This window comes from Halomonas sp. HMF6819, assembly GCF_044335525.1.
Classification (GTDB): domain Bacteria; phylum Pseudomonadota; class Gammaproteobacteria; order Pseudomonadales; family Halomonadaceae; genus Vreelandella.
On record NZ_JBIQVY010000001.1, the window covers coordinates 493,283 to 505,909 of the forward strand.

At 62.3% G+C, this 12,627-nt stretch carries 11 protein-coding genes; 2 read left to right on the forward strand and 9 right to left on the reverse strand.

The window, feature by feature from the left end:
• Window positions 1-16: 16 nt before the first annotated feature.
• Window positions 17-685, reverse strand: a complete 669-nt coding sequence (locus ACGLWX_RS02330) for a LysE family translocator (RefSeq protein ID WP_396236983.1) — start codon at window positions 683-685, stop codon at window positions 17-19.
• A 132-nt stretch (window positions 686-817) separates the two neighbouring features.
• On the opposite strand from ACGLWX_RS02330, the gene ACGLWX_RS02335 reads away from it, so the two are divergent.
• Entirely contained in the window at window positions 818-1,021 is a 204-nt protein-coding gene (locus ACGLWX_RS02335) for a cold-shock protein (protein WP_252107491.1), read from the forward strand.
• A 73-nt stretch (window positions 1,022-1,094) separates the two neighbouring features.
• Here ACGLWX_RS02335 and ACGLWX_RS02340 read toward each other — a convergent pair whose 3' ends face one another.
• The 4 genes from ACGLWX_RS02340 to ACGLWX_RS02355 all read right to left on the reverse strand — a co-directional run bounded on the left by ACGLWX_RS02340 (window position 1,095) and on the right by ACGLWX_RS02355 (window position 6,747).
• A complete protein-coding gene (locus tag ACGLWX_RS02340; protein WP_396236985.1) occupies window positions 1,095-2,432 on the reverse strand; it encodes a hypothetical protein in 1,338 nt (445 codons plus the stop codon).
• Between the two features lie 61 nt (window positions 2,433-2,493).
• On the reverse strand, window positions 2,494-3,453 hold the full coding sequence (gene yegS / locus ACGLWX_RS02345; RefSeq protein ID WP_396238166.1) for a lipid kinase YegS: 960 nt from the start codon (window positions 3,451-3,453) through the stop codon (window positions 2,494-2,496).
• Window positions 3,454-3,486: 33 nt separating this feature from the next.
• A complete protein-coding gene (pepN, locus tag ACGLWX_RS02350) occupies window positions 3,487-6,117 on the reverse strand; it encodes an aminopeptidase N (RefSeq protein WP_396236987.1) in 2,631 nt (876 codons plus the stop codon).
• Between the two features lie 144 nt (window positions 6,118-6,261).
• A complete protein-coding gene (locus tag ACGLWX_RS02355; protein ID WP_263584340.1) occupies window positions 6,262-6,747 on the reverse strand; it encodes a YajQ family cyclic di-GMP-binding protein in 486 nt (161 codons plus the stop codon).
• A 174-nt stretch (window positions 6,748-6,921) separates the two neighbouring features.
• Between ACGLWX_RS02355 and cobO the strand changes: the two genes are divergently transcribed.
• Window positions 6,922-7,521, forward strand: a complete 600-nt coding sequence (gene cobO / locus ACGLWX_RS02360; protein ID WP_396236989.1) for a cob(I)yrinic acid a,c-diamide adenosyltransferase — start codon at window positions 6,922-6,924, stop codon at window positions 7,519-7,521.
• Between the two features lie 107 nt (window positions 7,522-7,628).
• Here cobO and ACGLWX_RS02365 read toward each other — a convergent pair whose 3' ends face one another.
• The 4 genes from ACGLWX_RS02365 to hflK form a co-directional block, all read right to left on the reverse strand.
• Window positions 7,629-8,927 (reverse strand): adenylosuccinate synthase, encoded by a 1,299-nt coding sequence (locus ACGLWX_RS02365; RefSeq protein WP_396236991.1) that lies wholly within the window; start codon window positions 8,925-8,927, stop codon window positions 7,629-7,631.
• Window positions 8,927-10,120 carry an ATP phosphoribosyltransferase regulatory subunit gene (locus ACGLWX_RS02370; RefSeq protein ID WP_396236993.1) on the reverse strand — a complete coding sequence of 398 codons (1,194 nt, stop codon included), beginning with the start codon at window positions 10,118-10,120 and terminating at the stop codon, window positions 8,927-8,929. The genes ACGLWX_RS02365 and ACGLWX_RS02370 overlap by 1 nt, the downstream gene beginning before the upstream one ends.
• 194 nt (window positions 10,121-10,314) lie before the next feature.
• Window positions 10,315-11,226 carry a protease modulator HflC gene (hflC, locus tag ACGLWX_RS02375; protein ID WP_396236995.1) on the reverse strand — a complete coding sequence of 304 codons (912 nt, stop codon included), beginning with the start codon at window positions 11,224-11,226 and terminating at the stop codon, window positions 10,315-10,317.
• Window positions 11,227-12,510 carry an FtsH protease activity modulator HflK gene (hflK, locus tag ACGLWX_RS02380; protein ID WP_396236997.1) on the reverse strand — a complete coding sequence of 428 codons (1,284 nt, stop codon included), beginning with the start codon at window positions 12,508-12,510 and terminating at the stop codon, window positions 11,227-11,229.
• Window positions 12,511-12,627 lie beyond the last annotated feature (117 nt).

The following is a 12,627-nucleotide window of genomic DNA, read 5'->3' on the forward strand; positions in this document are numbered from 1 at the left end:
GTTCTTCAGCGCCCGGTTAGACCGGGCGCTGCTCGAGCGCCAGGCGCAGGCCGAAAATCACCAGCACCGCCCCGGTCGTGGCATTGAGCACCCGCGCAAAACGGGCGCTGGCCAATAGCCGCCCAGCACTTCCCACCAGCAGCACCACGCCAATTTGCCAGACGTTCGCAATCACGAAATGCACGCCGGCAAGCCACAGCGACTTTAAAAGCGCGGGCTCGGTGGGGGCGATGAACTGCGGCAAAAACGCCATATAGAACACCACCGTTTTGGGGTTGAGCACGTTGGACAAGAGCCCTTCGCGAATCGGCTTCCACAGCCTTACTTGCGAGTGCGGTGGTGAGCGCGGCTGATCAAACGCCCCGACGGGCAGCGCCACGCCGCGTTTTGCCGCCAGCAGGCTGCTGATGCCCAGCCACACCAGATACCCGGCGCCAGCGAGCTTGAGCAGGTTGAACGCCATCGCGGACTGCAGCAGGATCAGCGAGATACCGAGCGCGGAAATCGTGGCGTGCACAAAAAGCCCGCAGCAGATCGCAAGGCTGGTGACGACGCCGTCGCGCACGCCGCCGCGGGCGGTATTGCGAATCACCAGCAGCGTGTCCACGCCGGGGGTGATCGAGAGCAGCGTGATCGCGATCAGAAAGGGAATGAATTGGGCATCCACCAGCGTAACAGGGCTCATAAAGCGGCGCTCTTTGCGTTAAAAGAATCCTTGCGTCGTCACTGGACGACCCGTTTTTTTACTTCTACAGTAATTTTTGTAGGCTCTAAAGAAGCCTATCTAATTATTAAAAGCTCGTTAAGGAAACGAAAGATGGCAACTGGTACCGTCAAGTGGTTCAACGACACGAAAGGTTATGGCTTCATCTCCCCGGATGACGGCGGTGACGACCTTTTCGCACACTTCTCAGAAATTCAGGCTGAAGGCTTCAAGACCCTGCAGGACGGTCAAAAAGTCACTTTTGAAGTCACGCAAGGTAAAAAAGGCCTTCAGGCTTCCAACATTCGCGTTTCCTGATCGGCGCGCGAAGAGAAAGGCCCGCTCTTGCGGGCCTTTTTATTGCCTAAATATCGGTTCATGAGCCGCCGCATCACTGCGCGGCGCTTGGCTCTTCAAGCTCGCTTTCGCGCTCGTCACCTTCCGCCTCGGTGTCGTTTGTTTCTCCATCGTCCATTTCGCCGGCTTCATTTGATTCCAGCGCGGCGGCGGCTTCTTCGTTCTCGGCCGCAGTTTGCGTCGCCTCGGCGCCTTCGTTACTGGCAGGCGCTTGCGCCGTGTCGTCGCTTGGCGCGTTCGAGTCACCCTGCTCTTCACCGGCGGCGTCCTGAGCCGTAGTGCCACCCGGGGCCGCCGCGGCTTGCTCGGTTTGCGCCGCGGGGGTATCAGCACTGGCCTCAGTATCGGTTTTACCCGCACCAGGCAGCTCAGTAGGTGCCGGCGCGTTCGCCTCGCTTTCGCTTGACGGGGCGGCATCGCTTGCCGACTCGCTCGAAGAAGCGGCATCGGCGTTGGTGCTCTCTGCCCCGTCGCTCATCGGGGCATTGGATGACGAATCGACATCCGGATCGGACGCCTCGCCTTGAGTCGCGCTTTGCTGCGCGGCGGGTCGGTCGTCGTCATCGTTATCGTCGCCGCCGCGGTTGGTGATGAGCGCGGTAGCTACCGCCGCGGCGCCGGCGATCGCGGCGGTGCTGAGCATCGAGTTGTCGCTACCCGGCTGGCGGGCGCTGCTACCCAACGTCGCAGCGCTCGTTGCGCCGGCGCTACGCTCGCGCTCCATCTCCTGGAACTGCTCGTTCAAGCGCTGCTGCGCCTCTTCGAAACGCCGCTCGGTATCCTCGATCATGACATCGACGTCGGTTGCGTCCAGGTTTTCGCCCTGGCGCTCGCTTTCGGACAGGCTGCTTTCGACTTTCCAATCGCTTGAGAAGCTTTCGCTCTCCATGGGCTCGAGTTCCGGCGTCTGATTTTCCACTTCCTGGAACTGCTGCTCGAGCTGACGCTGAGCCTCCTCGAAGCGGCGCTCGGTTTCGGCGATCACCTCGTCGACATCGGAGCGGGTGGTTTCACCGGGCATAGCGCTCTCTTCATTGAGCGCCTCTTCCGGGTCGGCGGCCAGAGTATCCTCGCCGGCCTGCACCTCTTCGCCGACCGTCGGCTCGGCGCCTTCGGCGTCGAGCGCCTCGGCCTGTTCGAGCTCCTCGGCGGCCTGGCGCGCCTCTAACTCGTCCTCCATTTCGCCGGGGTCGGGCATGTTGGCGGCGTTCTCGGCGGCCTGGGGCGCCTCTTCGTTCTCGATGACCTCGTCATCGGAAACAGCGCTATCCGTCGATTCCGGCTCGACGGTTGGCTCTTCCTGGCTATCACCGCAGGCGCTCAGCACGAGCGCCAAACTTGCCAGCAGCGGAATCCACATGCGATTTACCATCGGGCTACTCTCCTTTGGTGGCCATGCGTGATGGCGCTATTGATAGGCTCAATATGGGTTATCAGGGGTGGTCGTTGGCGGCCAGCAATGTGCAGCCCTCGGGTAACAAAACGCTTAGCGCCAGCGGCACGACCTCGACGCTAAAGCGCTCGTGGTGGCGGGCCTCGCCGTCCAGGGTCAAGGGCCAGGGCGCATCGTCGGCTTTGGTCGTGACCGAGAGCTTCGTCGCGGTGAAGTAGCGCACGTAGCGCCCTTCGGCGGGAAAACTCTGCAGCTCACCGATCAGCGTGGGCAGCTCCCATACCGACGAAAAATCCTTGACCAGCAGCACGTCGAGGCGGCCGTCGTCGAGCCTGGCGCGTGGAGCCAACACCTGGCCACCGCCGGACTGGCGGCCGTTGCACAGCGCCAACAGTAGAAGCGACTCGCTCTGTTCGTGCTCCTGCCAGTGCAGCGTGCCGCGATAGCTCTGGTGGCGCCAGGCCTTGAGCGCCCCCATCAGTGAGTAGGCGCCGCCGCCGAGCATACGCTTGAGCATCTTAGGCGTGGTCGAGGTGATTTCGGCGCCGAAGCCGCCGGTGGTCATATTGATATAGTAGCTGATCTCCGCCTCGCCGCCCTGGCCTGCGGTCATACGCACCACGTCGATCGGTGAGGCGTCAAAAGCGAGCGCTGCCGACAGCGCCGGGCCCGGCTCCAGCGGCAGCCCTACGGAGGTGGCGAAGTCGTTAGCGCTGCCCATCGGCACGATGCCCAGCGCCGGGCGGCGGTCGTGAACCACGCGCATCAGCCCGTTGACCACCTCGTTGACCGTACCGTCACCGCCGGCGGCGATCACGTGGGTCATACCGTCATCGACGGCTTTTTCGGCGAACTCGGCGGCGTCACCGCCTTCCCAGGTCGCGCGCACCGTGATCTCTTTTCCCGCCTTCCGCTCGGCTACGACCGCCTCGCGAAGCATCGGATCACCCGAGGATTTACCGTTCACGATCAGTAAGTAACGCTTTTGCGAGTCTGTCACCGGCGGTTTCCTTTCCATGGTTGGTTCGCCCTTTTAGGCCAGTGCCTTCTCCACCACTTCGAACACGTTGGAGGAGAGCGGCTCCCTGCTGATTCGTTTGAGCTCGTCGCGCATCAGTACCTTGCGCGGCTCGTCGAAACGCTGCCACCGCGTCAGCGGCGTGATCAAACGCGCGGCGATTTCCGGATTCAGGCGGTTGAGCTCGATGACCACGTCGGCCAAAAGCCGGTACCCCTGGCCGTCGAGACGGTGGAAGTTGATCCGGTTCTGGGTAAACGCGCCGATCAGCGCGCGCACCTTGTTGGGATTTTTGATCGAAAACGCCGGGTGGTCCATCAAATAACGTACGCGATCGAGTACATCGGGCTGCGGGCGCGTGACCTGCACCGTGAACCACTGATCCATCACCAGCGAATCGTGCGCCCACTGCTCGCCGAACGCCTTGAGCGCCGGCGTCGCTAGATCGTCGCGGTCGCTGTGTACCAAAAGCGTCAGCGCTTGGCGCACGTCGGTCATATTGAGCCCCGCCTCGAACTGCGCCTGGCAGAGCTTCACGCCCTTCTCATCCTCGATCGACATCAGGTAGGCAAGCGCTACGTTTTTCAGACTGCGCGTGGCAATCTGCTCCGGCGTCGGCGCGTAGGGCTCGTCTTGGGTGTTCGCTTCATAGGTGGCGATGAACTCGTCACGAAGCGCCAGCGCCAGCGACTGGCGCATGAATTCGCGGGCGTTATGGATGGCGTCGACATCGACGATGCGCTGCTGCTCGGCGATATAGGCTTCGGTAGGCAGCGTGAGCATCTCGGCCAGTACCGCCTTGTCGTTCTGCTCCTCGGTCAACAGCGCGCGAAACGCCTCGACCACCCGCGTATCCATGACCTTTTCGACGCCGTTTCGGTGCGCGGCGATCAAATCGTCCAGCGCCAACATCGACAGGCGCTGGCCGGCGTCCCAGCGGTTGAAGCCGTCGCTGTCGTGGGTCAGCAAGAACGCCAGATCCTCTCGGGAGTACGGGTAGTGCAGCGTGACCGGTGCGGAGAAGTTGCGCAAAAGCGACGGCACCGGCGCCTCGGCCACGTGTTCAAACACGAACGTCTGCTCGTCTTCGGTCAGATGCACCACGCCCTGCTTGCCAAGCGACTCGCCTTCAAGAGTCAGCGTCAGATCCTGGCCGGATTTGGTGCCGACCAGGCCCATCAGCACTGGAATATGCAGCGGCTGTTTATCGGTTTGGCCGGGAGTGGCCGGGGTGCGCTGGCGAAGCGTGAGGTGGTACTCGCCGTGAACGTAGTCGTACTCGCCGAACGCGTCGATCTCCGGCGTGCCCGCCTGGCCGTACCAGCGCATGAACTGCGAAAGATCCTGGCCGGAGACCTCGGCCATGCATCCAACGAAGTCTTCGATGGTGGCGGCCTGGCCGTCGAAGCGCTCGAAGTAAAGATCCGAGCCCTGGCGAAACGCCTCTTCGCCGATCAGGTTACACAGCATGCGCACCACTTCCGCGCCCTTCTCGTAGATCGTCAGGGTGTAGAAATTGGTGATCTCGATATAGTGGTCCGGGCGCACCGGGTGGGCGGTGGGGCCGGCGTCCTCAGCGAACTGGGCGGTGCGGAAAAACGATACGTCCTGAATGCGCTTGACCGGCGCGGAGTTGGTGTCCGCGGAGAAGCACTGGTCGCGAAAGACGGTGAAACCCTCTTTGAGCGAGAGCTGAAACCAGTCGCGGCAGGTGACCCGGTTGCCGGACCAGTTGTGAAAGTACTCGTGGGCGACGATGCTTTCGACGGTTTGAAAAGTCGCGTCGGTAGCGGTATCCGGGTGGGTCAACACCGCCGCCGAGTTGAAGATATTGAGGCCCTTGTTCTCCATCGCGCCCATGTTGAAATCGTTCACCGCCACGATCATGAACAGATCCAGGTCGTACTCGCGCCCGTAAGCCTGCTCGTCCCAAGCCATGGCGCGCTTCAGAGAGGCCATGGCGTGCTCGGTCTTGTTCAGGTTCTCTTCTTCCACCCAGATCTCGAGGGCGACTTCGCGACCACTCAGAGTGGTGAAGGTATCGCTCACCTTGTGCAGGTCGCCGGCGACCAGCGCGAACAGATAGCAGGGCTTTGGGTGCGGGTCTTCCCAGACCGCGAAGTGGCGCCCCCCTTCACGCTGGCCCTTCTCGACCGGATTGCCGTTGGCAAGCAGTACCGGCTCGCGGGTTTCATCGCCGATCACGGTGACCTTGAACGTGGCCATGACGTCCGGGCGGTCCGGGTAGAAGGTAATTCGGCGAAAGCCCTGGGCTTCACACTGGGTGCAGTACATGCCGCTGGACTGGTAGAGCCCTTCCAGGGCGGTATTACTTTGCGGGTCGATCTCGACCTCGCTTTGAAGACAAAACCGCGCCGGCACCTGAGCGATTGTGAGTGTTTCGTCTGTCAGCGCGTAGTCGTCAGGCGCAAGGGCGCGGTCGTCGAGCGACAGCGATATCAGCTTGAGGTGTTCACCATCGAGCACCAGCGGCGCGCTTTCAGCGGCGGTAGCGCTTCGCTCGATAAAAAGGCGGGCTTTGACACGGGTAGCAGCAGGGTCAAGATCGAACGTCAGCTCGGTGTGGGTCACGCTGTAATCGGGCGGCTGGTAGTCGCTTAGATAAACCGGCTGCGGATCGGACATGTTGCATAGCTCCTTGCTTGGTCATATCGCTGTTTTTGGAACATCCAGTATAGACGAGACGCGCTTTTGTGTTGGCGCGGCCCGGCCGACCCGGACGCGAATCAATTGCACGGGTCGGGACTTACAAACCCTCTCTCTTGGATGTTAGTCGCGGAAGTTGTCGAACTGAAGCGGCAGGTCCGGGCCCTCTTCGCCACGCAACAACGCCATGACGGCCTGCAGGTCGTCGCGCTTTTTACCGGTGACGCGAACTTTTTCGCCCTGGATTTGCGCCTGCACCTTGAGCTTGCTCGCCTTGATACGCTTGACGATATCCTTGGTTTGCGCCGCGTCCAAACCCTGCTTGAGCGCTACTTCCTGGCGCGCCTTGACGCCGGAGAGCACCGGGTCTTTCTCTTCCATACAGCGGGCGTCGATGCCGCGGGCGATCAGGCGGGCGCGCAGTACGTCGAGCATCTGCTTGAGCTGGAAATCCACTTCGGCTTCCAGCGCCACGTTGTCGCCTTCCAGGGCAAAGCTTGCATCGACGCCCTTGAAGTCGAAGCGCGAGCCCACTTCGCGGTTGGCCTGATCCACCGCGTTGGCGGCTTCGTGGCGATCGAATTCGGAGACGATATCAAATGAAGGCATGGTGCGTTCCTTAACAAGAGGTTGCCCGCCATTCTAGAGCAGCCAGACGCCGGTTGCGATACGCCGGTCACGATCCATTGCCCACGACACACTCGCTTTGAGGCAGCGACCGCCATACCCAACGCCGCCGCGATCCATTACCCTGACCGGGCCTGACTATCGAAGGAAACGAACATGAGCGATCGCGAAAGCCGCCACAAGGCGTCGATGGAGAAACTCAAGGCCCGTGTGGATGAGAAAGTGGCCAGCGCCGATGAGGAGCGCGGCCTGATCCTGGTCAACACCGGCAACGGCAAGGGCAAGACCACCGCGGCCTGGGGCACGGTGACCCGAGCACTGGGCTACGGCTACAAGGTGGGCGTGGTGCAGTTCATCAAGGGGCTCTGGGAGTGCGGCGAACGCAACCGGCTGGAGGACGACCCCAACCTGAGTGTCGCCATCATGGCGACCGGCTTCACCTGGGATACCCAGAACCGCGACACCGATACCCAGGCGTGCCTCGAGGTCTGGGAAGAAGCCGAGCGAATGCTGGCCAACCCCGAGACCTATCTCGTCGTGCTCGACGAGATCACCTACATGCTCAAATTCGGCTATCTGGAGATCGAACGAGTCAAGACGGCGCTCGAGAACCGACCTCGCGAGCAGACCGTGATCATCACCGGGCGCAACGCCCACCGGGAGCTGGTCGCCATGGCGGATACCGTCACCGAGATGCAGGAGACCCGCCACGCCTTCAATAACGGCCTGAAAGCGCGCCGCGGCATCGATTTTTGAGTCCTTGAGTCGGACTCATCGGCTAAACGCAAAACGCCGCCGGAAAACCGGCGGCGTTATCAAGCGGGCCCTGCGGGCCCGCTTTTCTCTGCGCGTCGCTTTAGACGTTACTGCTCATCGAACGGATTACGCAGTACGATGGTCTCGTTACGATCCGGGCCGGTCGAGATGATGTCGATGCTGGTGCCCACCTGCTCTTCCAGGTAGCTGATATAGGCGCGGGCGTTGGCCGGCAGATCCTCGACCTTCTTCGCGCCGAGCGTCGACTCTTTCCAGCCCGGCAAATCGAAGTAAACCGGCTCGACGGCTTCGTAGCCTTCGGAATCGACCGGGTTCTCCAGCACGTCGCCATCCTTGCTGCGATAGCCCACACAAACGCGGATGTTCTCGAGCCCGTCGAGCACGTCGAGTTTGGTCAGGCAGATGCCGGAGACGGAGTTGATCTGCACCGCGTGGCGAAGCGCGACGGCGTCGAACCAGCCGCAGCGGCGCGCCCGGCCGGTGGTGGCGCCGAACTCGTGACCGCGCTCGGCCAGGTGACGGCCGTGGTCGTCGAAGAGCTCGGTGGGGAACGGGCCGGAGCCGACGCGGGTGGTGTAGGCCTTGGTGATGCCCAGCACGTAGTCGAGATACAGCGGGCCGACGCCGGAGCCGGTGGCGGTGCCGCCAGCGGTGGTATTGGAGCTGGTCACGTACGGATAGGTGCCGTGATCGATGTCCAGAAGCGAGCCCTGGGCGCCTTCGAACAGGATGTTCTCGCCGGCCTTGCGCAGATCGTGGACCTGGCTGACGGTATCGCCGACCATCGGGCGTAGCTCGTCGGCCATCTGCATGGCGCTGTCGAGCACTTCCTGGAAGTCGACCGGTGCTTCACCGTGGTAGTTCACCAGCACGAAGTTATGATAATCGAGCACTTCGCCGAGCTTGGAGGCAAAACGTTCGCGGTGGAGCATGTCGCCCAAACGCAGGCCGCGACGTGCGACCTTGTCCTCATACGCCGGGCCGATACCGCGACCGGTGGTGCCGATCTTGGCCACGCCCCGGGCCTTTTCACGGGCCTGATCCAGGCGCACGTGGTAAGGCAAAATCAAGGGGCACGCCGGTGACAGGCGCAGGCGCTCACGCACCGGCACGCCCTTGTCTTCGAGCTCGCGGATTTCCTTGATCAGCGCTTCCGGCGAGAGCACCACGCCGTTACCGATGACGCAGGTCTTGCCCGGGCGCAGCACGCCGGAGGGAATCAGGTGCAGGACGGTTTTTTCACCGTCGATGACCAGCGTATGGCCGGCGTTATGGCCGCCCTGAAAGCGCACGACCGCCGCTGCCGACTCGGTCAGCAGGTCCACGATCTTACCTTTGCCTTCGTCACCCCACTGGGTGCCCAGGACTACGACATTCTTACCCATTATGCACTCGTCTCTTGTGTCAGGGCCGTTGTCTGCCAACGACCGTCGATAAACTCGAGGCGGCGATCACAATCGTGCTCCGCCGGTTCACTGCGCTGTCCGGGCAGCGCTTGGATCACCCGCTCGCCTTGCTGGCGAAGCGACTCGATCGCCGCTTGAAGCGCCTCGTCGTCCGTTGACGGTGCCCAAATCAACCCCGGCTCCTTCGCCGCCGCTGCAAGCGTTGCCAGCTGCTTTAGATCCATCGAGAAGCCGGTCGCCGGGCGGGCCCGCCCAAAGGCGCGGCCGGTGTCGTCGTAGCGCCCGCCCTTGGCCAGGGCGTGGCCGTAGCCTGGCACGTAGGCGGCAAACATCATGCCGGTATGGTACTGGTAGCCTCTGAGTTCCGCCAGATCGAAATAGAGCGCCACGTCGAAGTGAGCGAGCACCGTTTTGTTGAGCGCTTCGAGCTGATCGAGCGCGGCGGTGACCGACGCCGGCGCGCCGGCGAAGCGCTCGCGGGCCTCGGCCAGAATCGCGGCGTCGCCGTGAAGCTCGCCGAGTGCCAGAAACATCTCGGAAAGTACCGGGTCACTTACGTGCGCGCTCACCTGGCGGGAAAGCTCGCTCGGAGATTTGAGCGCCAGGGCGTCGAAAATTGCGCTTTCCTGGTCGCGGTCGAGGGCAGCGGCCTCGACCAGCGCGCGGAAAATGCCGATGTGGCCCAGCGCCAGATGAATTTCGCTCGCCCCGGCAGCGGAAAGACTCGCCAGCGCCAGCCGGATGATCTCGCTGTCCGCCTCGAGCCCGGCGTGGCCAAAGAGTTCGACGCCGACCTGAACCGGGCTGCGCCCGCCCTGATGCTGGTCGGCCTTGGCGCGCAGGACGTTGGTACAGTAGCAAAGGCGCACCGGGCCCTGGCGCTTGAGCGAATGGGCGTCCATGCGCGCGACCTGCGGGGTCACGTCGGCGGAGGCGCCCATCATGCGCCCGGTAAGCTGGTCGGTCAGTTTGAAGGTTTGCAGATCGAGCTCGGTGCCGGTGCCGGTCAACAGCGAGTCCAGAAACTCGACGGGCGGTGGCATCACCTGGTCGTAGCCCCAGACGTAATAGAGATCCAGCAGCGTACGGCGCAGCTCTTCCATACGGCTTGCCTGAGGCGGTAGCACCTCATCCATGCCGTCGGGCAGCAGCCAGCGGTCAGCGATGGTCATGTGAACAATCCTGCAAGACGATGAAGGCCCCGGGACTCGATGAAATCGTCGTTGGCACCCTGGCCAAAAACGCACCCGCGCCAAATGAGGGCCACAAAAAAACCGGGCGAACGCCCGGTTCAATTAAGTCTACCACGTTTGGCGGTCAGGTGAACCCCGCCGGCTATCCGCCGGCAAGGCGCGACCGCTAACGCTTATTCGTCGCCCGTACCGCCGTTTTGGCTCGCGACATTGCCTTGATCCGGGCTTCGCAGATAGCGGAAGAAGTCGCTATCCGGCTCCAGTACCATCATGTTGCCATCGCCGGCAAAGCTTTCGCGGTAAGCGTTCAGGCTGCGCCAGAAGGAGAAGAACTCCTGATTCTGACCGTACGCTTGTGAGAAGATCGCCGCAGCTTCCGCGTCGCCTTCACCGCGTAGCGTTTCGGCGCGCTCGTTGGCCTGGGCGAGCAGCACCTGACGGCGGCGGTCGGCGTTGGCGCGAATACGCTCGGCCTCTTCTTGCCCCTGGGCGCGCCACTCGCGGGCCTCGCGCTCACGCTCGGAGCGCATGCGCTGGAAAACCGCTGCGGAAACGTCGTCGGGCAGATCGATTCGCTTGATGCGAATGTCGCGTATCGCCACGCCCAGCTCTTCACGCATGAGGTTGTCGAGCTCCTCGGTCGGGCCGATCATCAGGTCGTCGCGCCGCTCGGCGATGATTTCCTGAAGGTTCAGCCGGCCGAACTCGTTACGCAGGCTTTCATCCACGCGGGGCTGAATGAGACGAATCGCCATCATCTCGTCGCCGGCAGTCGCCTCGTAGTAGCGGGTCGGATTGACCACCTGCCACTTGACGTAGGAGTCGACGATCACCGCTTTCTGCTCGAGAGTCAGGTAACGGCTGGTGTCGGTGTCCAGCGTCAAAAGCCGCGTATCGAACTTGCGGATCGTCTGGGCGATCGGCATTTTCGCGTGCAGGCCAGGCTGAATGTTCTCTTCGATGACCTCACCAAAGCGCAGCTTCACCGCGCGCTCGGTCTCGTCCACCACGTAGAGCGTGTTACTGGCAAGCCAGGCGATGGCGGCCAGGCCACCAACGATCAGCAGGGATCGGTTGTTAATCATTTAGCGGCCCTCCCTGCGAATGGTGCCATTGTTCGACGACGAACTATTGCTGCTACCTTGCGTGTTGCGTAGGGTTTCGAGCACCGACGGATCGATCTGCTCGTCGTTTTGGTTCGAAGCGTTGGCGCTTCGGTTGCCCGAGCTGCCGCTACCGCCTCGCAGCTGATCCAGCGGCAGGTACATCAAGGGCGCATTGTCGCTGACGTCCAGCAGTACCTTGGGCGTGTTGCCGTAGACTTCTTCGAGAGTGTCCAGATACATACGCTCACGCATAATCTCGGGGGCATTCAGGTACTCGCCCACCAGCGCGGTGAAGCGGTTCGCCTGACCCTGGGCTTCGGCGACCACGGATTCGCGATACCCCTGCCCCTGCTCGACGATACGCTGCGCCTGGCCCTGAGCCGCCGGAATGATGGCATTGGCGTAGGCCATGCCTTCGTTGATCGTACGCTGGCGATCCTCGCGGGCACGAATGACGTCGTCAAAGGCGTCGATGACCGGCGCCGGCGCGGTCGTCGATTCGATGTTGATGGTCTGCAGACGAATACCGGCGCCGTAGGCGTCCAGGTAGGTTTGCAGGCGGCTGGCCACGGAACTGCCGAGAATCTCACGGCCCGAGGTCAGGATATCGATCATATCGGTGCCGCCGACGACGTGACGCAGCGACGAATCCAGCGCGTTTTCGATCGAAAGCGACGGGTTACGCACGTTGAGCACGAAATCGCGCGGATTGGAGACCTGGTACTGCGCTGAGATCTCGACCTCAACGATGTTCTCGTCGCGAGTCAACATCGACTGGGTTTGCGATACCGACCGCACGCGGGTCACGTTGACCATACGCACGTCGTCGATCAAGGGCGGATTCCACTGCAGGCCCGGCTCGACGATGCCCTGATACTCGCCAAAGCGCAGCACAACGCCGCGCTCGGACTGATCCACGAGATAAAAGCCCATGGCCGCCCAGATCGCCAGCGCCAGCACAATCAAAAGCCCCGGCAGCGCTAAGGAGTTGCGCGGCTTGCCGCCGCCGCTATTACCGCCGTTGCCGCTTTTCTTGCCACTTCCGCCCAGCATGCCGTTGAGCTTTTGCTGGAACTTCTTTAGCGCTTCGTCCAAATCCGGCGGTCCCTGGTTGTTTCCGCCATTATTGTTGCCGCCGTTGTTGCCCCCATTATTGCCACCGTTGCCTCCCCCGTTCGGGCCACGGTCATCCTTGCCACCGCGTCGGCCACCGCCGCTCCAAGGGTCATGCTGGTTGCCACCACCAGGCTCATTCCAGGCCATACTTCGTCTCCACTAAGGTGTTCACCTGCACGCGGCCCCGCGTGAGAGCGAGGCCGCCGTGCTTATAATATTATTGCTTTAAAAATCCTTGTGCCGTGCGTGGTGTCTATCAATACG

What these genes read in the sequence shown, in the direction of transcription:
- ACGLWX_RS02330 (WP_396236983.1), bottom strand. Translation starts at nt 685, where the DNA reads ATGAGCCCTGTTACGCTGGTGGATGCCCAATTCATTCCCTTTCTGATC.
- ACGLWX_RS02335 (WP_252107491.1), top strand. Translation starts at nt 818, where the DNA reads ATGGCAACTGGTACCGTCAAGTGGTTCAACGACACGAAAGGTTATGGC.
- ACGLWX_RS02340 (WP_396236985.1), bottom strand. Translation starts at nt 2,432, where the DNA reads ATGGTAAATCGCATGTGGATTCCGCTGCTGGCAAGTTTGGCGCTCGTG.
- pepN (WP_396236987.1), bottom strand. Translation starts at nt 6,117, where the DNA reads ATGTCCGATCCGCAGCCGGTTTATCTAAGCGACTACCAGCCGCCCGAT.
- ACGLWX_RS02355 (WP_263584340.1), bottom strand. Translation starts at nt 6,747, where the DNA reads ATGCCTTCATTTGATATCGTCTCCGAATTCGATCGCCACGAAGCCGCC.
- cobO (WP_396236989.1), top strand. Translation starts at nt 6,922, where the DNA reads ATGAGCGATCGCGAAAGCCGCCACAAGGCGTCGATGGAGAAACTCAAG.
- ACGLWX_RS02365 (WP_396236991.1), bottom strand. Translation starts at nt 8,927, where the DNA reads ATGGGTAAGAATGTCGTAGTCCTGGGCACCCAGTGGGGTGACGAAGGC.
- ACGLWX_RS02370 (WP_396236993.1), bottom strand. Translation starts at nt 10,120, where the DNA reads ATGACCATCGCTGACCGCTGGCTGCTGCCCGACGGCATGGATGAGGTG.
- hflC (WP_396236995.1), bottom strand. Translation starts at nt 11,226, where the DNA reads ATGATTAACAACCGATCCCTGCTGATCGTTGGTGGCCTGGCCGCCATC.
- hflK (WP_396236997.1), bottom strand. Translation starts at nt 12,510, where the DNA reads ATGGCCTGGAATGAGCCTGGTGGTGGCAACCAGCATGACCCTTGGAGC.